20 protein-coding genes and 1 tRNA gene are annotated in these 25,064 nt (G+C 53.8%); 12 read left to right on the top strand and 9 right to left on the bottom strand.

What is annotated here, in order from left to right; all coding sequences use genetic code 11:
• The first annotated feature begins 7 nt into the window (after positions 1-7).
• Positions 8-1,117 carry a pyridoxal phosphate-dependent aminotransferase gene (locus CR46_RS0101810; protein WP_030069567.1) on the top strand — a complete coding sequence of 370 codons (1,110 nt, stop codon included), beginning with the start codon at positions 8-10 and terminating at the stop codon, positions 1,115-1,117.
• Between the two features lie 54 nt (positions 1,118-1,171).
• On the opposite strand, the gene CR46_RS0101805 is transcribed toward CR46_RS0101810, so the two are convergent.
• The 8 genes from CR46_RS0101805 to CR46_RS0101770 all read right to left on the bottom strand — a co-directional run bounded on the left by CR46_RS0101805 (position 1,172) and on the right by CR46_RS0101770 (position 13,669).
• Positions 1,172-2,128: a branched-chain amino acid transaminase gene (locus CR46_RS0101805; protein ID WP_030069565.1), complete on the bottom strand. Its 957-nt coding sequence runs from the start codon at positions 2,126-2,128 to the stop codon at positions 1,172-1,174.
• Positions 2,125-3,231, bottom strand: a complete 1,107-nt coding sequence (locus CR46_RS0101800) for a class II histone deacetylase (protein WP_030069562.1) — start codon at positions 3,229-3,231, stop codon at positions 2,125-2,127. The genes CR46_RS0101805 and CR46_RS0101800 overlap by 4 nt, the downstream gene beginning before the upstream one ends.
• A gap of 10 nt (positions 3,232-3,241) precedes the next feature.
• On the bottom strand, positions 3,242-4,291 hold the full coding sequence (locus CR46_RS0101795; protein ID WP_030069560.1) for a histone deacetylase family protein: 1,050 nt from the start codon (positions 4,289-4,291) through the stop codon (positions 3,242-3,244).
• Positions 4,292-4,322: 31 nt separating this feature from the next.
• On the bottom strand, positions 4,323-5,261 hold the full coding sequence (gene lhpI, locus CR46_RS0101790) for a bifunctional Delta(1)-pyrroline-2-carboxylate/Delta(1)-piperideine-2-carboxylate reductase (RefSeq protein ID WP_030069558.1): 939 nt from the start codon (positions 5,259-5,261) through the stop codon (positions 4,323-4,325).
• A gap of 1 nt (position 5,262) precedes the next feature.
• On the bottom strand, positions 5,263-5,619 hold the full coding sequence (locus CR46_RS0101785; RefSeq protein ID WP_030069556.1) for a RidA family protein: 357 nt from the start codon (positions 5,617-5,619) through the stop codon (positions 5,263-5,265).
• 144 nt (positions 5,620-5,763) lie between these two features.
• Positions 5,764-6,531 carry a helix-turn-helix transcriptional regulator gene (locus CR46_RS0101780; RefSeq protein ID WP_030069554.1) on the bottom strand — a complete coding sequence of 256 codons (768 nt, stop codon included), beginning with the start codon at positions 6,529-6,531 and terminating at the stop codon, positions 5,764-5,766.
• Positions 6,532-6,701: 170 nt separating this feature from the next.
• Positions 6,702-13,196: a hypothetical protein gene (locus CR46_RS0101775; RefSeq protein ID WP_030069552.1), complete on the bottom strand. Its 6,495-nt coding sequence runs from the start codon at positions 13,194-13,196 to the stop codon at positions 6,702-6,704.
• Positions 13,197-13,582: 386 nt separating this feature from the next.
• Positions 13,583-13,669: transfer RNA gene (locus CR46_RS0101770), tRNA-Leu, on the bottom strand.
• Positions 13,670-13,782: 113 nt separating this feature from the next.
• On the opposite strand from CR46_RS0101770, the gene queA reads away from it, so the two are divergent.
• The 5 genes from queA (at position 13,783) to secF (ending at position 19,385) form a co-directional block, all read left to right on the top strand.
• Positions 13,783-14,814 (top strand): tRNA preQ1(34) S-adenosylmethionine ribosyltransferase-isomerase QueA, encoded by a 1,032-nt coding sequence (gene queA, locus CR46_RS0101765; protein ID WP_030069550.1) that lies wholly within the window; start codon positions 13,783-13,785, stop codon positions 14,812-14,814.
• Between the two features lie 64 nt (positions 14,815-14,878).
• Positions 14,879-15,997 carry a tRNA guanosine(34) transglycosylase Tgt gene (gene tgt, locus CR46_RS0101760; protein WP_030069548.1) on the top strand — a complete coding sequence of 373 codons (1,119 nt, stop codon included), beginning with the start codon at positions 14,879-14,881 and terminating at the stop codon, positions 15,995-15,997.
• Between the two features lie 71 nt (positions 15,998-16,068).
• Positions 16,069-16,395: a preprotein translocase subunit YajC gene (gene yajC, locus CR46_RS0101755; protein WP_030069547.1), complete on the top strand. Its 327-nt coding sequence runs from the start codon at positions 16,069-16,071 to the stop codon at positions 16,393-16,395.
• A gap of 134 nt (positions 16,396-16,529) precedes the next feature.
• Positions 16,530-18,383: a protein translocase subunit SecD gene (gene secD, locus CR46_RS0101750; protein WP_030069546.1), complete on the top strand. Its 1,854-nt coding sequence runs from the start codon at positions 16,530-16,532 to the stop codon at positions 18,381-18,383.
• 75 nt (positions 18,384-18,458) lie between these two features.
• On the top strand, positions 18,459-19,385 hold the full coding sequence (gene secF, locus CR46_RS0101745; protein ID WP_030069545.1) for a protein translocase subunit SecF: 927 nt from the start codon (positions 18,459-18,461) through the stop codon (positions 19,383-19,385).
• Between the two features lie 129 nt (positions 19,386-19,514).
• On the opposite strand, the gene CR46_RS0101740 is transcribed toward secF, so the two are convergent.
• Positions 19,515-20,309, bottom strand: a complete 795-nt coding sequence (locus CR46_RS0101740; protein WP_030069543.1) for an inositol monophosphatase family protein — start codon at positions 20,307-20,309, stop codon at positions 19,515-19,517.
• Between the two features lie 142 nt (positions 20,310-20,451).
• On the opposite strand from CR46_RS0101740, the gene trmJ reads away from it, so the two are divergent.
• The 6 genes from trmJ to ndk all read left to right on the top strand — a co-directional run bounded on the left by trmJ (position 20,452) and on the right by ndk (position 25,036).
• Entirely contained in the window at positions 20,452-21,198 is a 747-nt protein-coding gene (gene trmJ / locus CR46_RS0101735; RefSeq protein WP_030069541.1) for a tRNA (cytosine(32)/uridine(32)-2'-O)-methyltransferase TrmJ, read from the top strand.
• Positions 21,199-21,352: 154 nt separating this feature from the next.
• Positions 21,353-22,318 carry a serine O-acetyltransferase gene (cysE, locus tag CR46_RS0101725; protein ID WP_030069539.1) on the top strand — a complete coding sequence of 322 codons (966 nt, stop codon included), beginning with the start codon at positions 21,353-21,355 and terminating at the stop codon, positions 22,316-22,318.
• A gap of 76 nt (positions 22,319-22,394) precedes the next feature.
• On the top strand, positions 22,395-22,862 hold the full coding sequence (iscR, locus tag CR46_RS0101720) for a Fe-S cluster assembly transcriptional regulator IscR (protein WP_030069537.1): 468 nt from the start codon (positions 22,395-22,397) through the stop codon (positions 22,860-22,862).
• Between the two features lie 31 nt (positions 22,863-22,893).
• A complete protein-coding gene (locus CR46_RS0101715; RefSeq protein WP_030069535.1) occupies positions 22,894-24,063 on the top strand; it encodes an aminotransferase class V-fold PLP-dependent enzyme in 1,170 nt (389 codons plus the stop codon).
• 57 nt (positions 24,064-24,120) lie between these two features.
• Positions 24,121-24,447: a HesB/IscA family protein gene (locus CR46_RS0101710; RefSeq protein WP_030069533.1), complete on the top strand. Its 327-nt coding sequence runs from the start codon at positions 24,121-24,123 to the stop codon at positions 24,445-24,447.
• Positions 24,448-24,610: 163 nt separating this feature from the next.
• Positions 24,611-25,036, top strand: coding sequence for a nucleoside-diphosphate kinase (gene ndk, locus CR46_RS0101705; RefSeq protein ID WP_030069531.1), 426 nt, complete (start codon positions 24,611-24,613; stop codon positions 25,034-25,036).
• The last annotated feature ends 28 nt before the right edge of the window (positions 25,037-25,064 follow it).

Here is a 25,064-nt window from a genome sequence, read left to right as displayed (position 1 = left end):
TACCAATATGCCCTCCTACCCCCATCATCTTACTGGTGACGGTCCCCTTAATCCGTTTCCTGGGATTAAAGTTTTGGAGCGCCGCATTGGCCGCGAGATCCCTCATCGATTGGGCTCTAATGAAGGGCTGGACATGCCCCATCGTGCGCTACGTGAGCATTTTGGCGATGCTGTCGTCGAGCATGTTTATTGCTACGGCGATGCAGAAGCTCTCGGCGTGCGTCAGCGACTAAGCGCCCAGCAAGGTATACCGCTTGACCACTTGCTGGTGGATGCCGGTGCCGACAGCTTGATTGCGTTAGCACTGCGCACCACCTGCACACCGGGCGACACCGTGGTTAGTACGGCGGGCACTTACCCAACCTTTGGTTACTTTGCGAAAGGCCAGGGTTGCCACTTAGTAGAACCTAGCTATGTTGAAGCCCCTGGCCTACTGGCCCCTGATTTGGAAGCGTTAGCGGCGGCAGCACACCAGGAAAATGCCCAGCTGGTCTATTTAGCCAACCCGGATAACCCTAGCGGCCACCTGCATAGCGACAGTGCCATTCTCAAGCTGCGCGACGCACTGCCGGATACCTGCTGGCTGCTGCTGGATGAGGCGTATGGCGATTTTCGTGATGACGCCAACAGTGACTTCGCGGCCAAGGCACTTCCTGGTGTCATTCGCCTACGCACTCTGTCAAAAGCCCACGGCTTAGCAGGCTTACGCATTGGCTATGCGATTGCTGACCCTGATGTGCTTGCCTTGATGATGAAGGTACGCATTCACTACGCGGTATCCACCTTTACCCAGGCAGCCGCAGAAGTCGTGCTCGACCACCCTGATGAAGTTAACCAGCATGTTGCGGAAGTGAAAGCACGGCGGGAACAGTTAGCAGCTTATTTCCAGGCACTGGGTGCCGACGTACTGCCTAGCGCCACCAACTTTATCGGCATTCGCTTACCAACTGCCGAACTGGCCGAGCGGGTAAACCGCGAGCTACTGGAAGCAGGCCGTTTAATCGCACGCCCCGCTCACCCAGCACTTGGTCATGTCTTACGCATTACCGCCGTCGCGGATGCTCTGGAACCAGGGCAGCTGGCGATTCTTGAGCAGGCCATTAAAGAGAATGCCTGACAGCACTAGCTGTCAGGCATTATTTAAACACTGGGCGGGTTAGGTAGAACGAACCTAGGCGGGTGTTAACCAGTGCTTGAATGCGGCCAGCTCGCCGCGTACTGCTTGGCGATACAGGCGCTGCAAGCGCGCGGTCACACTGTCGTCCGGTATCGGTGCGTCGACTGCCGGCGCACCCGCCCTTACCCCGATGCGGCGGCCATCCAGTTCACGCAGAGGAAGAATTTCCGCAGCGGTACCGGTTAAAAATGCCTCATCGGCGGTATACAGCTCATCGCGGGTGATGCGTCGCTCACGCACTTCTATGCCCAGCGCTTCGCGGGCTAACTGAATCACACTGTCGCGGGTGATGCCCTGCAAGCAGGACGTCACTTCGGGCGTGTGCAGTACGCCATCGCGCAATAAGAACACATTAGCAGCGGATGCTTCAGCCACATAGCCTTCCGGATCGAGCATGATGGTTTCATCAAACCCTGCTTTCACGGCGGTATTCAGCGCCAGCATCGAATTCACATAATGACCGCTGGTCTTGGCACGACACAGACTGATATTGACGTGGTGACGCGCCCAAGAAGAGGTCAGCGCACGTAACCCACAGCGGGTTGCCTCCGGCGATAGATACGGCCCAAGATCCCAGGCAGCAATCATCACATGGGTGCTTAATCCTTTGGCTCGCAGGCCAAGGCCTTCCGCGCCAAGAAACACTGTTGGTTTAAGATAAGCGTTAGTTAGCTGATTTTTACGCAGGCACTCCTGCTGGGCCTCGATAAGCGCCTCTTCGCTAAAAGCGAGCGGAATATCTAAGGAGTGGGCGCTCTCTGCCAAGCGGCGGGTATGCTCAGCTACCCGAAACAGCGCCGTTCCCTGCTCACCTTCATAGGCACGCACGCCCTCAAAGCAACCCATTCCGTAGTGCAGCGTATGGGTAAACACATGAACCTTGGCCTCCCGCCAAGCCAGCCATTCACCATCCTGCCAAATCCAACCATCGCGATCATAAAGCGGTGTCATTGCGTGCATTGCTCCCACTGTTGGCGCCAGCCGTCGATAAGCGCCTGCTGGTGCGGTTGTAAGGCCTGATACCCCCAGGCAGCAATTTCATCGTTTTGCGGGTCAGGTACACTAATACTGCTACCGGCTAAGGTTTGGATAACGCTGTGCCCACATAGCGGCACATAGCCTTCTGAGTAGCCGCCTTCATGGACGAAGACTAGCTTCCCCTGACAGCAACGGGCGGCAAGCGCCTTTAGCTGTGCGGTCATTTCGGCAAACGCCGCACTGTTGAGCAGCATCGTGCCTAGCGGGTCTTTGGCACAAGCATCATAGCCACAGGCCACCACGATTAAATCGGGGTTAAACGCTTCCAGGGCTGGCAACACCAGCGACTCCATCGCATAGCGATAAGCGCCCAAACCACAGCCCGGCGGCAGCGGAAGGTTGAGATTTGCCCCTAGCCCCTCGCCGTCTCCCTGCTCTTCAAAACTACCGGTATCAAGCGGATAGTTCGCGGCTTGATGAACGGAAATGGTAAACACCTCAGGCTCAGCGTAGAACGCCGACTGCTGGCTGTTACCGTGGTGCACGTCCCAATCAAGAATCGCTACACGCTTCACTTGCCCTAAGGCCCGGGCACGCATCACCGCTACCGGGATATTACCCAGCAAGCAAAACCCGCGCCCCTGATCCGCCTCGGCGTGATGCCCCGGCGGGCGGCAAAGCGCATAAGCGTTATTGACATGCCCAAGCGCCACGTCTTCTACCGCTGCCACAGCAAGCCCCGCTGAATGCTTTGCAGCGGCCCAGCTGCCAGGCGTAAAGGGCGCGCAGTCACCGCCGTTGCCACCGCCATTCGCATCGGCTTCCGCCAGCATTTTCAGGTAACGCGGGGTGTGAAAGCGCAGCAGGTCTTCCTGTGCAACAGCGGGTGGCTTAACTACCTTCAGTTCATCTATCAGGCCGCTGACTTCAAGCAGGTTTTTCAGCCGACGCTTGCTTTCGGGACTTTCCGATGCAGGCTGCGGCTGCAGAAATTCGCCAGGAGCGGAAAAAACGCCAATCGCACCCTGGTCGTGCCAAAAGCAGCGTTCGTGCCAGTAAAACCCTGTGTTACTCATTGAGCTTCTCTCAACTTCTCTGATAACCGCGCATAAAAGCGGCTAGGTTAGCGCTGAGATGTTCGGTTGGATAGCCCCCCTCCTGAATGACCACGGTGGGCTGTGATAAACCGCTCAACAGCTCACCCAGAGCCACAAAGGCTTCCGTTTCGACGTTAAACCCCGCCAGTGGGTCATCCTTATGGGCATCCAACCCCAAGGACACCACCACCGCTTCAGGCTGGTAACGGTTGAGCTGCTCAATCAGAGTGGCCACGGCGTTCAGATAGGTCTCGCCATCACTGCCCAACGGCAAAGGTAGATTAACGTTGGCACCTTTGCCCTCTTCGTTACCGGCTTCATCCACTCCCCCCCAGAAGAAAGGGTAAAAATCACTGGGATTGACGTGTACAGAGCCGGTCCAGACATCCCCGCGCGAATAGAAAATATCCTGAGTGCCATTGCCGTGGTGTAAGTCCACATCAATGATCGCTACTTTAGCGAACTTTTCACGCAGCACGCTGGCAGCCAAGGCAGCGTTATTCAGCAAGCAGAAACCGCCCGCGTTGTCTGGCCCTGCATGATGTCCTGGTGGCCGACACAGGGCATAAGCACGAGAGGGGGAGTCGAGCGATGCTCCACTCATCACTTCCTCAGTTGCCGCCACGGCAGTCGCCGCCGAAGCGAGTGCCCCTTTAAAGCTGGTGTCGCTTAACGGGCAGGCCATATCGTGTAAATGCCAGCCCGCCTGGCCAACAGGGTGACGTGGATAGTGGCTCGCCCCCCCACAAGGGTGAACGTTAGGTGCTACCAGCGCCGCTGCATTAGGCAGCGCTTGCCAACGCGCATAAATCGTTTCCAAGAAGCGTAAATAGCGCGGCGTATGAATCTGCTCAAGGCGTTTACGCAGCGTCGGCGAGTCGGTTTCACTAGGTGCCGTTAGGCTCAAACCAGCCGCCGCTAGCCCTTTGCTAAGCAGCTCAGCGCGAACCGGCCCTTCAGGTGAAGGTGCCGGCTGACCGCGCAGCAGAAAGGTCGGCGGCGCATGGTGGTCTTGATCAGGGTGGTAAAAGCACTTCATGTGTCGCAGCCCTGCCTTTTTATCTTGGGAATCATGCTGTTGTCATAGCCTCCCATACTTCAATCGCCGCCGCTAAGTCTTCAAGTGATGCGCCCACTGATTTAAACAGCGTGATCGCATCTACAGAGCAACGACCCGGCTTAGTTCCCGAAAGCACCTCAGCAAGCTCTGCCTTGATCTCATCAAAACGGAATACGCCTTCGTCAATCGCTTGAAGAATATCGCCAGCTTCACCCTTAGCGCCTGCGTAGGTATCCACAAACACATCAGCGCGGCGCAGGCATTCAGCATCGGTTTCGCGCATCTGAGGGCGGAAAGCACCGATAAGGTCAACATGGGTGCCTGGCGTTAACCACTCGCCTTTAATCAAAGGTGTGGTGGAAAGCGTGACACAACTGATGATATCAGCTTGGGCAACAGCGTCTTGCAAATCGCCCACGGCTTGGGTAACGAAACGGTCGGCATACTCCTCAGCAATAGCAGAGGCTTTATCAGGGTTTCTACCCCACACTAAAACGCGTTTGATAGGCCTCACGCTGGCATGGGCTTCAATGACCATAGGGGCTAACTTGCCAGTACCCACTACCAGAAGCGTTTCGGCTGCTTCGTTAGCTAATGCCTGCGCGGCCAAAGCGGAAGCAGCTGCCGTGCGACGGCGCGTTAGTTCACTGCCATCAATACAGGCCAGCGGCTGCCCATGTTTGCCTTCGCTAAGCAAATAAAGACCTGAAATAGCAGGAATATTATGCTGGGCATTTTGTGGAAATACGTTGACCATTTTGACGCCAATATAGCCTGCTGTTTCCCAAGCAGGCATTAGCAGCATAGTGGCTTCACCGTCGGGGCGATGCATGGCGTGATGGTGGCGTGGCGGAGATTCAACACCGTTCACAAAGGTCGTATGTAGCCGCTTAATCAAGCCTTTCCAGGCAAGATGGCGTTCCACCTCCGCCGCTGATACAACCTGCATATTAAGCCTCCGGCAGCGCAGCAACGACCATGATTTCTACTTTCCATTCCGGCTTAGCAAGCTTCGCTTCGAGGGCTGCACGCACCGGCGGACGGCCAGGCACTACCCAAGCATCCCAAGCGGCGTTCATTTGATCAAACTCAGCCATGCTGGTGACCCAAATCTGGGCCGAGACCAGATGCTCTTTCGAGGTACCTGCTTGGGCTAACAGCTGATCGATACGCGCAAGTACTTGCTCGGTCTGGCCACGCATATCAGCGGTCGCATCGCTCGGTACTTGGCCGGCGAGATACACGGTGCCGTTATGAATCGCTACTTGGCTCATACGGGCATTGCTGTCTTGATAGGTAACACTCATGAGGTCTCTCCAAGGAAGGTAAGGTTCCTCTTGAGACTACGACGACGATGCGCAATGTGCTTGCCCGAAACTCTGCAACATTTGCCCGCAAGTGCTGAAATTCCGCAAGAATGAATACGTAGGCGGTGGACGTTGCAACGACGGCTAACGGTCTGAGGAGGGGGCAATTTCAAAGTAGCGCCGGTAGGCACGTGAAAAACTGCCTTGATCACGGAAGCCAACCAGCATAGCTATATGACCTAGGCTCAGCGCACTGTGGCGCACCAGGGTACGGGCATGTTCAAGCCGCCTGCGCTGTACATACGCCAAAGGCGTCACCCCGGTTAGTTCGCGAAAGCAGGCATGAAAATGACCAGGGCTTAGCGCACATAGTGCGGCTAACTGCTCAACCCGAATATCGTCCGCTAAGTGCTGATCCAACCACGCATCCAAGCGTTCTAGATCCAGCCGTTCACTGATACAGCGAGCGCCAATTTTATCAGCGACCTGCTTCGGCTCATCTTGAAGGTACATGTACAACGCCCGAAGCAGCAGCACAGCAATTTCATTTTGCAGCGCGGGGCACTGCTCCAACTGATGCGCCAACGCATGGGTAAGCTGATTAAGCGCCGGGGGCACGGTAAAAAAGCGCGGCTTATCGAACAGCCGCTCGATTTCACTACCTTTTTCTAAAACCGCCAAGTGCTTCACCGGAATATCCAGCACCAACGTGCGGTTGCTGCCATCACCTTGGTATTCGTGGTGCCGGGACGATGGGATCAAACAGCCACGACGCGCCGTCACGCGCTCGCTCTGCCCTTCCATCGCAAGCTCCGTCACGCCACACGTTGCCAGAATTAACTGGTGAAAGTCGTGGGCGTGGGACACCTGCTCCGGGGCTAAATTGCGGTTATGCAGCTCAAACTGAACCATGGACGTACCGTTCGGCGTTACGTTAACAAGATCACTATAAAACGGCTGCCACTATAAAAGCGAGGAAAGCACCGACGCTTTCTTTGCAGGAAAAAACGGCTGTACAAACAATACACATCACCGATGGAGGGCAATAGTGGCTACACACGCCAATATTGCCCTTACACAGCCTAAGCAAACGTGTTGTAGTTGGTATTCCAGTTAACGTCGTCAAAGTCACCCAAATTAATATTTTCAAACGTTGCCAGCGTATCAGTGTCAAACATACTGTTTGAAAGGGCTTCAACACGCTGTAGCAGGGCATCGTCATCAATATCTTGGGTACTGCCGTCGCCCGCTAAGAGATACACCACGTCGCCAGTTTCAAGGCCTAGCTGATCAAACCAATCAACGCCGTTTTCGAACTCAGCGGTAGTGAACACAGCAAAGGCGTCGTTGATATCTAACGCCTGCACTTCACCGCTGATGACCAACCCCGAGCCATCACCACGCAGCGCAGCAAACTCCTCGGCGGTCAGTTCAACGCGCAGCTCATCAGCACCCGGCACATCACCAACACGGAAGTCAGTAATGCTCATCACCTCGCCACCAGGCTGGCCATCTACCGTAAAGGTTTGGGCGAGTTGCTCAACGCTACCACCCGCTTCAGCACCCGGCTGGTGCTCGTAGCCATTACCATTAAATTTGAAGGCAATATCTAGCTCCTGCTCGGCAGCACGTTCGAGCGGGTCATCAATTACGACAATGCTGGCGGCATCATCGACCAGAAACTCAGCAGGCTCATCCCCATTGCCCACCACATTCAGGGTGTAGATATTGTGGTAGGTGTCCTGGACTACCCATGTGGTGAGCGAAGAGAGCGGCACATCGCTATTGACCGCACCCTCCAGCAGCGTGCTGGCGGCGTCAAACAGTTGCTCTGCCGCACGGACATCTAACAACCCTGCATCAAAAAAGGCCGTTTGATCGGTATCTAACGCGTAATTTTCGGGGATGATTCTTCCGCTGACGAAGCGCTGCACCAGATCGCCCAGGGCGTACGAAACCGTTAACCCTGTTTGGTCAAAGTTGTCTAACTCACTGAGCACTTCAAAATCTTGAGAGCTGATCTCATCCGTATTAACGCGCACACTGTTCGCCGCTAACAGCACGTCACTATCGATAGCATCAATAAGCCGCTGGGCATCATCTTCAATGATCCAGTTCAGCAGCGTGTCGCGCTCCAGCTCAGCGGCATTGTTGGCATCTGCCAGTATAGGAGCAACAGTGGCGAGCAGCTGCTCACCTTCCGCGACAGTTAACGGGGTGACATTAAACGGCTGGTCAGCCAAAATTTGATAGCTGCCAGGACGCTCCTCCGTGCTGGCAGGCAGTACCTCTCCCGTATTGATGACGGCAACCGCATCTTGCAGAGAGTAGCCTACTTCGATGCTATCGAGCGTCACGTTGCCTAGCGCAACGAACGCTTCGTACTGCTCGGCGGTCAGCAGCTCATTGGCTCCCAGCTGCAAGCTAATAGTATCCGCACCCAGTACCCATGCCTCTTCACTGGCTGCCAATAGATTAGTCGCCTGGGCATTGGTGATGCTCCAGGTCTGAAGAGTTTCCACGTTGACATCGCGGCTGTTTAGCGCCCCATCAATAATTGCTTGAACCGACTGATAGCGGGCTTGTGCATCTTCAACGGTTGCCAGCGAGAAATTTGGTAGCTCAACACCGCTTGGGGTAATTTCGTAGCTATTGGCAATGCTTTCAATCTGATTGAGCGTTAAGTTGCTGGTTAAAATAAACCGCACCGGCGTATCGCCAAGTTCAAAATTATCTAGCTCTAATAAATCATTTAAATCGGCAAGTGTTAGAATATCGTTGTTCACCGACACCTGCTCTGCACCGGTAATGTGCAGTGGGAACGCAGTACCAACCTGGGTTTCAAGCAAGGCCGCTGACGTATCAACCACCGTCCACTTCAGTAGCGTGTTTACATCAGGCGTGGGGGCATTATTGGCATTTGCCAGCGCAGATACCGCCTTATCTACCAGCGGTTTAACGTCTGCCGCGGTGAAGGTGCCAACCGACAGCTCCTCATCGGCATCATCGACAATGCGATAGCCCACACTGTTATTATTCGGGTCTTTATTAAGGCTTTCAACACCCTCTTCGTCGATCACCTGGAGTGCTTCTTCCAGGCTGTACCGCACTTCAACAGGGCCATTGGCGTACTGATAGTTGCCTAGCGTTATTAGCGACTGATATTGCCCATAAGTGATGTGATCATCGGTGATCACCACAGTGTCAGCGAGGGTGACGTGGTCTTGGTTGATCGCTTGAATAACGTTGTCAGCCGTGTCGCTTACCGTCCAGTCAAACAGGGCCTGCACGGTTTGGTTATCATTGACCAGGCCGTTAGCGGCTTCCAGCACCGTGCGGATATCTGCTAAAGTGACGGCAGCTTTATCGACAGTTAACGTTGCGGTAAAGGGCTCAAGACCTTTCAGGCTAAAACGCCCTGCTGGCGCGAGTAAATCGGCCTCTTCGGCACGCAACGCATCGCTAATATCGTCATAAGAGACAGTGACAATTTCACCCAACTCAAAATTATCTAATCTATTCAACAAACTTTCATACTGCTCTGCAGAAAGGGGATCACCGTTATCGATTACCTTTATTTCTTTAGCAAGGCGTAGACCATCGGGCAACTCAGCCCTTAGCTGGGACTGGATATTGTCATAGCTATCCAGCACGCTCCACGTATAGACATTGGTAAGAGTCGGCGTGTTTTCGGCATTATCCAGCAGCTGGCGCACAGCGGCTAAATCATTAATGGCAGATTCGACGGTCAGTGACTGCGGCGCAAATAACGCTGTGCTGATCAGATAGTTCGCCACGACATCATCGGCACCCACACTAAATGCCTGCGCTAGCGTGTATTCCACCTGCTCGTCGCCGCGCTGATACCCAGCGTTATCGCTTTCAATGGATAACAGCGCCGTGTAGTCGTCAAGCGTAATCGTTTGATCAGTAACACGAACCACATCGGCGCGAGCGATATGCGGTGCGCCTTGTGCAGCGGCTAAAATCGCCTCAGCGGTATCGTTAATCACCCAGTTGTACAGCACGTCAGCGTCTAGCCCACCGGCGTTATTGGCACCGCTAATAATATTTTCCACACGGGCGAGTTCTACGCTGGCCTCAGTAACGCTACGCTCTCCAGGGTTATAAACGTCTAGCTCAAGTTGATAATTGCTCGCCAGCTCGATGTCGGTACTAACAGCACCTTCTAAGGTATAGAGAACAACGGTGTCGGCCAACTCAAAGTTCTCTAGCACCGCCAAACGTTCGTACTGGGCTTGATTAATCCCTGCATTGGCAACACGCACCTGATCCGCCAGCGTTACGTGGTCTTCAGCAATATCGCCAATGATGGTGTTGGCGTTATCGACCACTTCCCAGCTAAACGGCAGATCTTCGCGCAGCTCCGCGCTATTTTCAGCGTTAGCCACTAACCCTTCGATCTGGGCATAGTCTTCCCGTGCAGCTGCCACAGTGAGTTCGCTACCCAGACGAACCACCTCTGGATTAATCGCGTAATTGGTGAGCAGCGTGCCAACGTCTTCGGCGTCAATGGCTTCCGACAAGGTGTACTCGACGGTTTCACCAGTGCGTACGTAGCTGCTCTGAAGCCCTGTTAGGGCTTTATACTGCGCCAGGCTAATCATGTCGTCGTTAACGTTGACGGCATTAGCGCGCAGCAAATGGGCAACATCGCCCGCGCCAAGAACCGCATCGGCGCTATCCAGCACCGTCCAGTTAAAAAGCTGATCGGCATTAAGCGAGTCTGAGTTAAGCGCGTTAGCCAGAATGTTTTCTACCGTGGCAAGCGTCTCTTGTGCTTCCAACACGCTGACACTGCCTGCATTAAGGGGCGGCGCAAGGGCAATATCATAGTTGTCGGCAATCACCTCGGCCGCGACAGCTTGCGCCAAGGTGTAACCGACAACGGTGTCGCCTAGCTGAAAGTTGTCCAACGTATTTAGCTGGTCAAACTCATCGACGGTGAGAGAGCGATCACTGATCGTGATGGGGTTGGCACCCGTCACATGGGCATCGTTGAGATCCGCAATGATGGCAGTGGCGCTATCACTCACGGCCCATTGAAATAGCGACAGCGGCGGCTGATTATTGGCACCTTCCAACATCCGTGAAACATCGGCAAACGCTGAGGCGGCCTGGGCGACGGTCACGGTGCCTACATCGAGAGGAACATCAAGATCAATAAGGTAGTTGCTGGCCAGTGGCGCTGCTTCAAGAGCTTCCTCTAACGTATAACCAACGGCTGTAGCGCCTAACTCAAAATTGTCCAACGCATCAAGCTGCTTAAATTGCGCAGGGGTAATCACGGTTTCCGTAACGCTGACACGACGGGCTTCGTTAAGCTGCGGGTCGGCGCTGGAAGCGCCAATCACGTTTTCAAAGCTATCGAGAATGGTCCAGTCCAACAACATCTCGCGGTTTAAGCCATCCTCACCGGTATTAAGGGCGCGGTCCGTTAACAGTCGGGTTTCATCAATAAGCTCTGCAGCTTCACGCAGGCTTAGGGCATTTTTATTTAGCGGCACCGCTGGGTCTAACGTGTAGTTGGCGGGCATTTCTGCCGTTTCCAGTGCCTGTTCTAGCGTGTAAGGCACGACGGTGTTACCAAGTACGAAATTATCCAGCGTATTCAGGTCTGCAAACTGGTCCGGTCGAATCGTTTCATCCGTCAACGTGACGCGTTCCGCGCCTAAAACGGCAGGACGCTCCAAACCACCGGTAACCAGCACATCTTCGACGCTGGCGCGAATTGACCATGTGTAAATGTCGGAAAGCTCGATAGGCGCCGTTCCAACATCGTAATCACCCGCTAAAATCTTCTCTACCAATGCTAAACGGTCAGCGGCGACGGTCAGTCCTAGGGTGCCCGCAGAGAACGGCTGACCAGGATTGACCAAGTACTGCGATGGCAAGTCTCCTTGTTGCGCAAGATTAACCGCGGTTTGAAGCGTGAGATAAGGAAGATCAGCGCGAACATCAATCGTATTAGAAAGATCACTGTTGGGATTTTGGGCGGCCTGCTGAGCATCGCGCAGTGGATTGTTGTCCCCGTTTCGATAGGCATCAAGGCTGACATCTGCGCCCGCGTTATCAATAGCATCCAACGCTTGCTTTACTTGGCCTGTGATAGAAGGTAGCCCTAATACATCGGCCATTTGCTGATTGGTGAGTTCGCGACCTGTTTCATTGGCTTGATTGAACGCATTCGCCAAGCGTGACAGCGCATCGCTACTGCTAATCCCGGCGCTGTCAGCCATCGCCAGCAAGCTAGCCACTTTGATGCCTGCGATAAGCAAATCGACGCTAGAAGACGCTTCAGCCAAGGGGTCGGTGGTCAGTATGTTCAGGCGTTCGTCCAGGCCTAACGCGGTTTTAATCATGCTCTGGGCGTTAGCGTCATTGACATCAAACTGCGCCGATAGCTGGACCATCATGGTGGTCAACGGCGTGATTACCGTGGCGTTTTCTGGCGCGCGCAGCACCCCATTGAAGGGCAGGCCCGTGGCAATATCGACCCCACCTGTGGCAGTCAGAATACCGCTGCCCTGCAGGCCACTGAAGAAACCGTTGCTATTGGTTTCCACTTGATTGGCATTAACTGCGCGGGTAACGGTGGCACCGGCAATATAGCCATCAATCACATAACCGCTAATGGTCGGCGGCTGGGGTTCTGGTTCTGGCTGAGGCTCTGGCGCTGGTTGTGGGCTGGAACCACCGCCACCTCCCCCACCGCCGCCTGCTGCGGCCGCCCCTAACGCAAGCGCACCGCCGCCGAGATACAGCCAAGGTGGAATATCACCAAACGAGCTAACCGGTGTGTTGCTAGCGCTTGAACCGCCTATGCTGCTCGAGGTAGTTTCACTGCTGCTCATACTAGGTGAGAAAGAGGCGCTCGGCACAAATAGCAGTGCGCCAAAATCTGTACTTTCTGCAACACCTTGCTGTAACGCACTACTCGGGCTAATCAGTAAAAGATCGCCCTGCTGCACAACCGCGCCCCGCTCCACCAGCAACAGCGAGCCGTCAGCGCGGGTAATCATCACATTGCCATCGGGCAACAGCTCCCAGGTCTGCACATTGGGCAGCTGGCTTAACGGCACAAGAAGGCCGCTGTCGGCATCTAATTTTTCCATAAGTGCGGTGATCTCGACCACCACACGGCCACCTTCTAGCGCAACATCCGCAGCCGCTAGATAAATACGCTGGCCGTTATCCATTACCAATGTCAGGCTGCCATTGGGCTGGCGTATCACCTCAGCCACCCCTTGCAGGTCGTTAATGGCGACCATATCATCAGCCAACGCCTGCTGAGCCATCAACGGCAGTACGAGCGTTGCCGCCATGCCGCCACGCTTCAACACTTTCTGGTTTTTCGCCATCCAACGCCGAACGAAAGCAAGACGTGCCTGCGGATCAGCCGGTATTTCTATCCGTGCCACACCCTCCTGGGTATCAGCGAACGCCTCCCAGTCGCCCTGAGAGCTAACCGCACTCACCCTGACGCCATTAAGCAAGTGGCCGTTCATCACACCAGGCTGGGTCGACTTAAGAATATCGGCTGATGGTATCGCCATTGAGCACTTCTCCACTGAAAGTTCGCAGGCGCTTGGCGCCTAATCGTTTTTATATCCGGTTGGCGTTCATCGCCCACGCGCCTGCAGACACCGTGCTTATCAAGCGCATTAGAAAAATAGGCTTAAGTATTTCACAAAGAAGTGTTAACCAAACCCTGAAAAAGGCCGGTTAAAGTGCGGTAACAGAGCATTAGACACATCATCATTAACAAAACGTAGTAGCGAGCAACAAGATCAATGGACAAAAAGTGGACACTTGAAAAAACGGGGAGCTGAAAAACGGGGAGCTGAAAGCTGGCAAAAGAGGATTGAAAAACGACGCAAGCAGGCACAAACAAGCAGGCACAAAAAAGGGCCTAGCGATAAAACGCTAAGCCCTTAAAATTTGGTGCCGGTGGCCAGACTCGAACTGGCACACCCGTAAAGGCGGCGGATTTTGAATCCGCTGCGTCTACCAATTCCGCCACACCGGCAATGGATGCGCATTATACGGAGATAACCTCGCAGGTCAATCACATTGACTGACTTTATCTATCTAAAGCGCTATCCTATGCCGCCTGTTTGACCACTGAAAAGAGCCATTCCCATGCAGCGCGCGGACTTTCATTTCGAGTTACCTGATGAGCTAATTGCTCGCTACCCCTCTGAGCAGCGCAGCGACTGTCGTTTGCTATGCGTGGATGGCAAAAGCGGTGCGCTTGAGCATCGCCGGTTTCCTGATTTGCTTGAGCTACTCGAACCAGGCGACTTGCTGGTCTTCAATGACACGCGTGTCATTCCAGCGCGCTTGCACGGCCATAAGGCGAGCGGCGGAAAAGTAGAAATGCTGCTGGAGCGTCCGTTGGACAGCCATCGTGGTTTAGCGCATATCCGTTCGAGTAAATCGCCAAAACCAGGCACCGAACTGATCTTTGAAGGCGATATTCATGCCATTGTTGAAGGCCGCCGCGATGCGCTGTTTGAGCTACGCTTTCTAGGCGATACGCCGATGATTGCGCTACTTGAGAAGCACGGCCATATGCCGCTACCGCCGTATATTACCCGTGAAGATGAGCTGAGTGATCGAGAGCGCTATCAAACTGTATATGCTCGTCGCGATGGTGCCGTTGCGGCGCCCACCGCAGGGCTTCATTTTGATCAGCCCTTATTGGATGCTTTGGCCGAAAAAGGTATTAACAGCGCGTTTGTGACTTTGCACGTTGGCGCAGGCACCTTTCAGCCAGTGCGCGTCGACAACATTCTCGAACACCATATGCATAGTGAGTGGATTGAGGTTTCTGAGGCTGCTTGCCAACAATTTCGCGACACTCAGGCCGCTGGAAAACGAGTCATTGCTGTCGGCACGACCAGCGTGCGCTGCTTAGAAAGCGCTTGCCTGAAAAGTAGCGATGGCCAGATCGCTCCGTTCAGCGGCGACACCGACATCTTTATCTACCCTGGCTACGAATGGCGCTGTGTGGATGCTTTGATTACCAACTTCCATCTACCTGAGTCGACGCTGCTAATGCTGGTCTCCGCGTTTGCAGGCTATGACCACATGATGCGCGCATACCGCGCGGCAGTAGACGAGCGCTACGCCTTTTTTAGCTACGGCGATGCCATGCTACTGACCCGCTAAGCACCACACACCCGCGCCTTAACCGATTATTGACGAGTTATTTTAGATGCGAAACGAATGCTTTATGCGCTTTGAGCGCCTTGCTGAAGATGGCCGTGCGCGCCGGGGACGCCTGCACTTTCCTCGTGGCACCGTGGAAACTCCCGCCTTTATGCCGGTGGGCACCTACGGCACAGTGAAGGGCATGACACCAGACTCCGTGAAAGAGATTGGCGCAGAAATCATTCTCGGCAATACCTTTCACCTATGGCTGCGCCCTGGCACCGATGTCATTGAAGCTCATGGCGATTTGCATGACTTTGCCCAATGGGACAAACCCATCCTGACCGACTCAGGCGGTTTTCAGGTATTTTCCTTGGGTGAAATGCGCAAAATCACCGAGCAGGGTGTGCATTTCCGCTCACCAGTCGATGGTAGCAAGGTGTTTATGGGGCCGGAAGAGTCCATGGCCGTGCAGCGCTCGTTGGGCTCTGACGTGGTGATGATCTTCGACGAGTGCACCCCATACCCCGCGACCTTTGAAGAAGCCGAAAAATCCATGGAGCTTTCGCTGCGCTGGGCAAAACGCTCCCGCGATGCCCATGGTGATTCGCCTTCGGCGTTGTTCGGTATTATTCAAGGTGGCATGCACCCTGAACTTCGCGAACGCTCACTAAAAGGGCTGCTCGATATTGGCTTCGATGGCTTAGCCATTGGTGGCCTATCGGTGGGCGAGCCCAAAGAAGAGATGATCAAAGTACTCGATTATCTACCCACCTGGATGCCAGACGATACCCCACGCTACCTAATGGGCGTTGGCAAGCCAGAGGACTTGGTAGAAGGTGTGCGACGTGGCGTCGACATGTTTGATTGCGTGATGCCCACTCGTAATGCGCGCAACGGCCACCTGTTCACCTCAGACGGTACAGTTAAGATCCGTAATGCCAAACACCGCTTTGATACTCGACCGCTTGATGAAGAGTGTGACTGCTATACCTGTCAGAATTTCTCACGCGGCTACTTACACCACCTTGATCGTTGTAACGAGATGCTCGGCTCCATGCTCAATACCATCCATAACTTACGCTACTACCAGCGGGTAATGGCTGATTTGCGCGCGGCAATCGAAGCGGGTACATTGACGACCTTTGTGGAAGGCTTTTACGCCCAGCGCGGCCTGTCAGTGCCTCCCCTAGCGAATTAATCGCCATCCGCCGTTGGCGGGTGGTTTAATCGGTTCACCCATTGAGTTTTCTAACCCAGGAGTTCTCTGCAATGCTGGATTTCTTCATCTCACCAGCCCATGCCCAAGAAGCCGCTGCCGGCGGTGGCATCGCGCAAATTGTTATGCTGGTTGGTTTTGTACTGATCTTTTATTTCTTGCTGTGGCGTCCCCAAGCAAAGCGCGCAAAGCAGCATAAGCAGTTGGTTTCTGGCTTGGCTAAAGGCGACGAAGTTGTCATCGGTGGCGGTCTTGTTGGTCGTGTTACCAAAGTTAATGATGAGTTCCTAACGCTGGAAGTTTCTGAAGGCACCGAAGTTAACGTGCAGAAAAATGCCGTTGCTGCCGTACTTCCTAAAGGCACTATTAAGTCCATCTAACGCCTGCATTCCCCCCTGCCGATCCAGTGCCAGCCACCCCGGCAGGGGTGACATGGTAGCCACGATGGTGAACTTTGCTGTGCGCGGTGTGTCCGTGCACAGCAATTCCGTTTGTAATTGAAGGCAGGGCTTGCATGCTCAACCGTTACCCCCTGTGGAAGTATCTGCTGATACTGGTCGTCCTGGTGGTTGGCCTTATCTATTCGCTTCCCAACTTATTCCCCGCAGATCCCGCTATCCAAGTTAGTGATGCCCAGGGCGACTCGCTGGATGAACGGCAAATATCCCGCGTTGAAGAAGCACTCATCGACAGCAATATCGCCATTAAAGCGATCGAAGAAACGAATGGCCAATGGCTAATTCGTTTACAGAGTGATGATGACCAGCTAGATGCCCGTGATATCGCCTCCGATGTATTGGGCAACGATGCCACTGTTGCACTCAACCTTGCTGACGCCACCCCTGGTTGGCTGCAAGCCTTTTCCGCATCTCCCATGACGCTGGGCCTCGATTTACGCGGAGGTGTGCACTTCTTACTTGAAGTAGACATGGACGCCGCCCTTACCCAGCGTATGGAAGTGAATGCTAGTGCCATGCGTGAGCTGCTGCGTGGTGAGCGTATTCGCTATCGCAATACCACCATCAACGATCGGTCACTCTCAATCGATTTCGGCAGTACAGATGATCGTGATACTGCTCGACGCTTGATTAGTCGCGACTTCCCTAATTTTGAATATAGTAACGAAGGCGATGGCCGCGCTTCTAGCCTTGTTATGACGCTAAGCGACCAAACCGTTAGCGAGATTCAAGACTATGCGATCAATCAAAACCTCACCACGCTACGTAACCGCGTGAATGAACTGGGCGTAGCTGAACCGATGGTTCAACGCCAAGGCCCTAGCCAAATTGTGGTTGAGCTGCCCGGCGTTCAAGATACCGTCGCTGCCAAGCGCATTGTCGGCGCAACGGCAAATCTAGAGTTTCGCCTGGAAGCACGTAACGACACACCAGATACAGAAACCGAGCGTTTCGAATTCCGTAACGACCCAGCACGCTCAGCGGAGCTGATGCGCGACGTCATTATTACCGGCGACAGCGTATCCAGTGCCAGCAACAGCTTTGATGAAAATGGCCGCCCCCAGGTCAACATCAACCTAGACGGCACCGGCGGTACGCTTATGAACCGCGCTACGCGTACGAATATCGGCCGTAATATGGCGGTGTTATTCATTGAACATAAAAGCGAAGATCGGGTAGAAATCGACCCCGAAACGGGCGAAGAAACCACTGTCCGCGAGCCTTATACCGAACGCGGCTTGATCAGCCTTGCAACCATCCAAAGTGCGTTGGGCAATAGCTTCCGAATCACCGGTTTAGACTCGCCGACTGAAGCTGCTGAGCTTGCTCTTCTGCTGCGCTCTGGTTCACTAGCCGCCCCTATCTACTTTGTACAAGAACGTACTATCGGCCCAAGCTTGGGTGCTGAAAATATTGAGCGCGGTCTGCTCTCGGTTCAAATCGGCCTGTTGCTGGTCGTTCTGTTTATGCTGGCACGTTACAAAGTGTTTGGCATATTCGCCAATATCGCTCTGGCGCTTAACCTGACGCTGCTAATTGCGGTGATGTCGATGCTCGGTGCCACACTTACACTGCCAGGTATCGCCGGGATTGTGCTTACCTTGGGGATGGCGGTGGATGCCAATGTTCTAATCTTCGAGCGCATACGCGAAGAGTTACGCAATGGCATGTCGATACAGCAGGCAATCCATGCGGGCTACGAGCGCGCTTTCACCTCTATCGTGGATGCCAATATCACCACACTACTGGTGGCGGTAATTCTGTTCTCGATTGGTACCGGACCGGTAAAAGGCTTTGCCGTTACGCTCTCTATTGGCATCTTGACATCCATGTTCACTGCTTTACTGGTAACGCGCGCCATGGTCAACCTGACCTATGGCAGCAAGCCCGTCAAAAAGCTGTGGATTTAACATGGATCTAAATGGCATAGATTTGAAAAGCATGGATCTGAACCACGTGCTTAGCCCAGAATTTAAGAGGTGGTAATGAAACCCCTATCACAACTGCAAATCGACTTTATGGGGCGGCGCAACTTTGCGTTTGTCGTCTCTGCCGTGCTGCTAATTATCTCAATTGGCGCCATTATTTTTCAGCAATTAAACCTCGGGCTGGACTTCACGGGCGGTACGCTGGTGGAAGTACGTTATGGTGCCGCACCGTCATTAGATGCGATTCGCCAACTGCTTGAAGACAGCGGCTTCCAGGATGTGTCAGTACAAACGTTTGGTGCATCAACCGAAGTGCTTATCCGACTCCAGCAGGCATTCGATGCTGATGTCGGCAATGAGGTTGTCAGCTTGCTTCGTGCCAATGGCGATAGCGTTAATCTAGTAAGGGCCGAGTTTGTTGGCGCACAGGTGGGTGACCAGTTACGTGACCAGAGCGGCTTAGGCCTGCTGGTAGCCCTGGGCGTGGTGATGCTCTACGTTGCCTTTCGCTTCCAATACAAGTTTGCCATTGGCGCCCTGCTAGCCCTGCTGCACGATGTCATCATCGTTGTTGGCATCTTTGCGCTGTTTCAGCTGGACTTCGACTTAACAGTACTGGCAGCGATTTTGGCGGTAATCGGCTACTCGCTAAACGACACGATTGTTGTTTATGACCGTATCCGCGAGGCTATTCGCACATCACGTATTGATGATATGCCGCAAATCTTCAACGAAGCGATCAATGCCACGCTGTCCCGTACGCTGGCTACTTCTGGCACGACTGTGCTGGTGCTACTGGCGCTGCTGTTATTGGGCGGCGATATGATTAAGAACTTCGCCATTGCGCTGCTGATTGGCATCGTAGTAGGCACGTTCTCATCAATTTATATCTCAGGCGCACTACTGATTCCGCTTAAGCTTTCTCGGGAAGACCTTATACCCACTAAGAAAGAGCTGGATGAAGAGGAAGAAGAGCTGCCCTAAACGGCAGCTTGATCGCGCCAATACGTTAAGTGGCAAGCAAAAAAGCCCCGCTGGCGAAAAACCAGCGGGGCTTTTTAACTACATCATTTATTAACTACATCATTTATTAACTACATCGCTTTTTAACGCTTAAAAATGCGGTGCCAATTGTTTAATCAAGGCTTTGTACAGGCGCGGGCCAGCGGCCATCAGCTGACCTTCAGCATTCACTGTCGGTTTGCCATCAGGCGACCCTATCAGCGCTCCGGCTTCTTTCAGCAATAGCGTTCCTACCTGCATATCCTGCTCTTCAAGGCCCAACACAAACACACTGTCCACTCGGCCACAGGCGAGTTCGCAAATATCCAGCAGGCCACTACCAGATGCCAATATGGCTTCTACTTGAGGCGCTAATTGCTGAGTAATGGTCAGGTAAGCTGGCAAATGGCTAGGGCGTAACCAGGTTTCCGGCAGGCTCATGGCGATTCGCGTACCGCTAATAGCGGTAGGCTTGCTAACACGCATGCGCTTATCGTTATGCTGCGCACCGCGACCGCGGCTAGCAATATATTCATCGTCGGCGAACGGGCAAATAATGACCGCATGCTCAGGACGACCTTTTACGAGGCACACCACTGAGAGAGCAAAGCCCTTACCTGCCACCGCTAAATTGGAATAGCCGTGCATTGGTTCAATCTTCCAGACGATATCAGCGCCTTCGCCTTCGCCCGCTTTATGGGGCGTATAGCGGCCACTGACGCCATGCAGGGGATACCCGCGCTGCAGCTGCTGAACAATGGTAGCCTCTGCTTTGCGAGCAGTATCTTCTAGCAAGCGGTCGAGGTTAAATTCATCGTGAGCATTTTCAATGCGTTCACGAACACGTAAAAAGTGTTCAACAGCGCCACGCGCAGCGCGCAGCGTAAATTGGACCATAGGATTCATGATCGGGCCTTGTCACAGTGATGTTAAAGAACGGAGGCAGTGGCAGGACTGCTTTGGCGCGTAATTCTAACAGAGCCCCCTCGGGCATGCTATCGACTCATGCTAAACTGCGCGTTTTCCGCACTTGATTACCGAGCCCATTATGCTTGAGCGCATTCGTATTGTTCTTATTGGCACTAGCCATCCTGGTAATATTGGCGGCGTCGCCCGCGCCATGCACAACATGGGCTTAGCCGATTTAGCCCTGGTCGCGCCGCGCTGCGAAGTAATTACCCAAGACAGCATTTCCCGCGCCTCGGGAGCTGACCACCTGCTCCATCAGGCAACGGTTCACTCTACCCTAGAAGACGCCGTTGCTGACTGCACGCTTGCCGTGGGTGCTAGCGCCCGCTCGCGCACGCTGCCCTGGCCAATGATCTCTCCTCGTGAGTTGGCCGAACGTTTGCCCGATGAATGTCAGCCTGATAGCGCTCGCGTTGCCCTGGTGTTTGGCCGCGAGGACAGCGGTTTAACAAATGCTGAGCTGCAGCGTTGCCACGCCCATGTGCATATTCCCACCAACGCAGACTTCAGCTCGCTAAACCTAGCCGCCGCTGTTCAGGTGATTGCCTATGAGTGCCGTATGGCATGGCTAAGCCAACAGGATACCGCCAGCACCACTGAAGAACCGGATGATGCGTTGGTCACCCATGCCGAACTAGAACGCTACTTTGAACACCTAGAACGCACGCTAATTGCCATTGAGTTTCATGACCCCGCACAGCCGCGCCAACTGATGGCTAGACTGCGTCGTCTCTACCTGCGTGCTCGTCCAGAAAAAATGGAAATGAACATTCTACGTGGGATTCTTTCGGCAACTGAAAAAACAGCAGACAAACATCGGCCATAACGCTGACTACTGCTGCAGCCTGAGTTGCCGAAACTTGAAGTCGCCCCAGCGCGCCCCAACATCGTTTTTTAAACGTGGCATTGCGCTAACCATATTCCAAGAACCATATTCCAAGAACTTATGACTGCCGCCCTTTAACGCCCAAGGATCACCCATGTTTCAACGCCTGCGTGAAGACATTAATAGCGTATTCGACCGCGACCCAGCGGCACGTAACTTTCTTGAGGTGCTGACCAACTATCCAGGCCTACATGCCCTGCTGCTTCATCGCTGCAGCCACTGGCTGTGGAAGAAAAACCTTAAATGGCTGGCACGAACGCTATCGACATTTTCCCGCTGGCTGACCGGCATCGAGATTCATCCAGGTGCCACCATTGGCCGCCGCTTCTTTATCGATCACGGCATGGGCGTAGTAATTGGTGAAACGGCGTTAGTTGGCGACAACGTGACCCTTTACCAGGGCGTTACCTTAGGTGGCACCAGTTGGAATAAGGGCAAGCGTCACCCTACGCTGGAAGATGGTGTGATTGTCGGCGCTGGTGCGAAGATTCTAGGACCATTTACCGTTGGTGCAGGCGCAAAAATTGGCTCTAATGCTGTCGTTACTAAAGAAGTTCCATCCGGCGCTACGGTGGTTGGTATTCCAGGCAAGATCGTTAAACGCGCCGACCCCGATAGCGAAGAAGTATTAGACATCGATCCTGCTCGCCGTGAAGCGATTTGCCAAAAATTTGGCTTTGATGCCTATGGTGTTAGCCAGGATATGCCCGACCCTGTGGCACGTTCGATGCAGGCCATGCTCGACCATATGCACGCTGTGGATGAACGCATTGAGCGCATGTGTTCAACACTGCGCAAACTCGATGCTAACTATCGCGACGGCCAGCTACCTGCCCTGCGGGATGAAGATTTTGCCGACATTCTGGATGAAAACGATACAGGCTGCCCAGGGGTTGGCAAACATAGCCATAGCCCACAAACCAACACCAGGACGACCGAGACAGACACAGCCAATGCGCAGCAAACTGCGGCGCATCCACCTACGGACTCACCCTCCACTTTAGCGGCTGACACAGCATCAGAGTCGACACCTGAGTCAACGACATCGCGCAATAGTTGACCAAAGCACTCAGGATTTCCATAATAGCGCTACATTTGCCGTAAGTGCGCTGAGGTTCAGCGTCGAGGTGCCTGTCATGCGCTTGACCACTAAAGGCCGTTACGCCGTTACCGCCATGCTTGATTTGGCGATAAATACCCCCCAAGGGCCTACCAGCTTGGGGGACATTTCTCAGCGTCAGGAAATTTCGCTCTCTTACCTTGAGCAGCTGTTTGCACGCCTGCGAAGAGCTGGCCTAGTCAGCAGCGTGCGTGGCCCGGGTGGCGGCTATTTACTAGCGAAACCGCCTGAAGATATCAGTGTTTCTCAAGTGATTGATGCGGTTAATGAGACCGTGGATGCAACACGCTGCCAAGGGCTTTCAGACTGCCAACAAGGCGACACCTGCCTCACTCACCACCTATGGTGTGAGCTGTCTAGTCAGATTCGTAATTTCCTTGATGACACAAGCCTTGCACAGCTGATGCAGCGCCCCGATGTTATGCGTATTGCCTCTCGGCAACAGCAGCGCGTAGAAGCAGGCATTCTCGCCTCATCCCCTTAACGGCTTTCACCGCACGTTGGACTTTATGACGATGACCTCTTCACCTTCGCTGCCGATTTATTTGGACTATGCCGCGACCACGCCGGTCGATACGCGCGTCGCTAACATCATGCAGCGCTACTTAACGGTTGACCAGCTGTTCGCCAATCCTGCCTCGCGCAGCCACATGCTAGGCTGGCAGGCGGAACAGGTAGTAGAGCAGGCCCGCCGTCAAGTCGCGGATACCGTTGGCGCAGACCCACGCGAAATCGTTTGGACCAGCGGCGCCACTGAGGCCAACAATCTCGCGCTAATTGGCTATATGCGTGCCAATCGTGAGCGCGGCATGCACTTGGTAACGTCCACCATTGAGCATAAAGCAGTTGTTGATACCGCCAAGGCCTTAGAAATCGAAGGTTTTGAGGTGACGTGGATTACGCCAGGGCGCGATGGTCGTACAACGCCTGAGCAGCTGCGTGCCGCTATGCGAGACGATACGGCACTGGTATCGTTAATGGCAGTTAACAACGAACTGGGTAGCATTAACGATATTGCTGCGCTGGCAGAGATTACTCATGAGTTTGGCGCTGTTTTCCATACCGATGCGGCCCAAGCTGTTGGCCGTATTCCTTTAGATGTTGTAGCGCAGCAGATTGATTTAATGTCTCTGTCTGCCCACAAGGCTTACGGTCCTAAAGGGGTTGGTGCGCTTTATGTCAAACGCCACCCAGATATACGCCTAGAAGCCCTTATTCATGGTGGCGGTCACGAGCGAGGCATGCGCTCTGGAACTCTACCTACCCATCAAATTGCCGGGATGGGTGAAGCGTTTGCACTGATGCAACACCACCATCAGGAGGATCAAGCGCATATTGCCCAGCTACGGGCGCGCTTCCTGACAGGGCTAGAGGACGTTGATGGTGTCTTCGCTAACTCTCCACTGGAAAATGCCGTTCCCAATATTTTAAATCTGGCATTTAAAGGGGTAGACGGTGAATCGCTACTGATGGCACTGCGCGATGTTGCCGTATCAACTGGGTCAGCCTGTAACTCTGCTAGCGTCGACCCATCCTATGTTTTATTGGGAATTGGTATACCGCGCGCCCTGGCGCTGTCCTCGCTACGCTTCAGTTTCGGGCGTTTCACTACCGACGCCGACATTGATCATGCACTGACATTACTGCGCCATGCATTGAGTGGTCTTCGCTCATCCACGCGTTAAATGGCTGATGCCACACTTGGCAATCAACCTACCGACTTCTTGAAGGAGAACGCCCCTATGGCAACTCTCAATATTACGCCCGCTGCAGCTCAGCAAATTCGCCATGTTCTCGATGAGCGTGGCCAGGGACTGGGGCTGCGCGTTTCCGTTAAACCTAGCGGTTGTTCAGGCTATAGTTACGTACTCGACTTTGCCGATGACGTCAGCGATGACGAAATTCGCTTTGAAGAGCATGGCGCTTGCGTATATATCGCGCCAGACGCGCTAGAAATACTCAACGGCAGTGAAGTGGACTATGTAAGCGAAGGGCTGAATCGCTTTTTCCGCTTCAACAATCCCAACGTTAAAGATGAGTGTGGCTGTGGCGAAAGCTTCACAGTCTAAGCGTTTAGCGCTGCATCACCGGTATTCATCCCCCCCTTGAGGCGCTATAATCGCGGCCACTCGGCAATTGGTGATGCAAACGCCCTGCCGACTCATTTTTCCTGCGCCGCCTCGGCTCTCCGGGGCGGCACTTCTGCTTTATGCCTCTTAAGGAGATTCCACCATGGCAATTGAACGTACTCTTTCTATTATCAAGCCTGATGCCGTTGCTAAAAATGCAATTGGCGACATTATTGCTCGCTTTGAAAAAGCAGGCCTGAAAGTTGTTGCTGCGAAGATGGTTCATCTTTCTGAAGAAAAAGCAGGCGGTTTTTACGCCGAACATAAAGAGCGTCCTTTCTTTAAAGACCTGGTTGGCTTCATGACGTCTGGCCCAGTCGTTGTTCAGGTACTGGAAGGCGAAGGCGCTATTGCTAAAAACCGCGATTTGATGGGTGCGACTAACCCGAAAGAAGCAGCACCGGGCACTATTCGTGCTGACTTTGCGGAAACAATCGACGCAAACGCTGTCCATGGTTCTGATTCGCCGGAAAGCGCTGCGCGCGAAATTAGCTACTTCTTCGGTAACGACGAAATTTGCCCGCGCTAAACCAAGCGTGCCGCCGATTCAACATCCG

The sequence above is a fragment of the Vreelandella neptunia genome, from assembly GCF_000712975.1.
Classification (GTDB): domain Bacteria; phylum Pseudomonadota; class Gammaproteobacteria; order Pseudomonadales; family Halomonadaceae; genus Vreelandella; species Vreelandella qaidamensis.
Note: the sequence above shows the minus strand (reverse complement) of the source record. Positions and strands in the feature narration are given on the sequence as shown.

What these genes read in the sequence shown, in the direction of transcription:
- cysE (WP_030069539.1), top strand. Translation starts at nt 21,353, where the DNA reads ATGTTTCAACGCCTGCGTGAAGACATTAATAGCGTATTCGACCGCGAC.
- CR46_RS0101810 (WP_030069567.1), top strand. Translation starts at nt 8, where the DNA reads ATGCCCTCCTACCCCCATCATCTTACTGGTGACGGTCCCCTTAATCCG.
- CR46_RS0101780 (WP_030069554.1), bottom strand. Translation starts at nt 6,531, where the DNA reads ATGGTTCAGTTTGAGCTGCATAACCGCAATTTAGCCCCGGAGCAGGTG.
- lhpI (WP_030069558.1), bottom strand. Translation starts at nt 5,261, where the DNA reads ATGCAGGTTGTATCAGCGGCGGAGGTGGAACGCCATCTTGCCTGGAAA.
- trmJ (WP_030069541.1), top strand. Translation starts at nt 20,452, where the DNA reads ATGCTTGAGCGCATTCGTATTGTTCTTATTGGCACTAGCCATCCTGGT.
- CR46_RS0101740 (WP_030069543.1), bottom strand. Translation starts at nt 20,309, where the DNA reads ATGAATCCTATGGTCCAATTTACGCTGCGCGCTGCGCGTGGCGCTGTT.
- ndk (WP_030069531.1), top strand. Translation starts at nt 24,611, where the DNA reads ATGGCAATTGAACGTACTCTTTCTATTATCAAGCCTGATGCCGTTGCT.
- secF (WP_030069545.1), top strand. Translation starts at nt 18,459, where the DNA reads ATGAAACCCCTATCACAACTGCAAATCGACTTTATGGGGCGGCGCAAC.
- queA (WP_030069550.1), top strand. Translation starts at nt 13,783, where the DNA reads ATGCAGCGCGCGGACTTTCATTTCGAGTTACCTGATGAGCTAATTGCT.
- CR46_RS0101775 (WP_030069552.1), bottom strand. Translation starts at nt 13,196, where the DNA reads ATGGCGATACCATCAGCCGATATTCTTAAGTCGACCCAGCCTGGTGTG.
- CR46_RS0101805 (WP_030069565.1), bottom strand. Translation starts at nt 2,128, where the DNA reads ATGACACCGCTTTATGATCGCGATGGTTGGATTTGGCAGGATGGTGAA.
- secD (WP_030069546.1), top strand. Translation starts at nt 16,530, where the DNA reads ATGCTCAACCGTTACCCCCTGTGGAAGTATCTGCTGATACTGGTCGTC.
- CR46_RS0101795 (WP_030069560.1), bottom strand. Translation starts at nt 4,291, where the DNA reads ATGAAGTGCTTTTACCACCCTGATCAAGACCACCATGCGCCGCCGACC.
- CR46_RS0101715 (WP_030069535.1), top strand. Translation starts at nt 22,894, where the DNA reads ATGACCTCTTCACCTTCGCTGCCGATTTATTTGGACTATGCCGCGACC.
- CR46_RS0101710 (WP_030069533.1), top strand. Translation starts at nt 24,121, where the DNA reads ATGGCAACTCTCAATATTACGCCCGCTGCAGCTCAGCAAATTCGCCAT.
- yajC (WP_030069547.1), top strand. Translation starts at nt 16,069, where the DNA reads ATGCTGGATTTCTTCATCTCACCAGCCCATGCCCAAGAAGCCGCTGCC.
- CR46_RS0101785 (WP_030069556.1), bottom strand. Translation starts at nt 5,619, where the DNA reads ATGAGTGTTACCTATCAAGACAGCAATGCCCGTATGAGCCAAGTAGCG.
- iscR (WP_030069537.1), top strand. Translation starts at nt 22,395, where the DNA reads ATGCGCTTGACCACTAAAGGCCGTTACGCCGTTACCGCCATGCTTGAT.
- tgt (WP_030069548.1), top strand. Translation starts at nt 14,879, where the DNA reads ATGCGCTTTGAGCGCCTTGCTGAAGATGGCCGTGCGCGCCGGGGACGC.
- CR46_RS0101800 (WP_030069562.1), bottom strand. Translation starts at nt 3,231, where the DNA reads ATGAGTAACACAGGGTTTTACTGGCACGAACGCTGCTTTTGGCACGAC.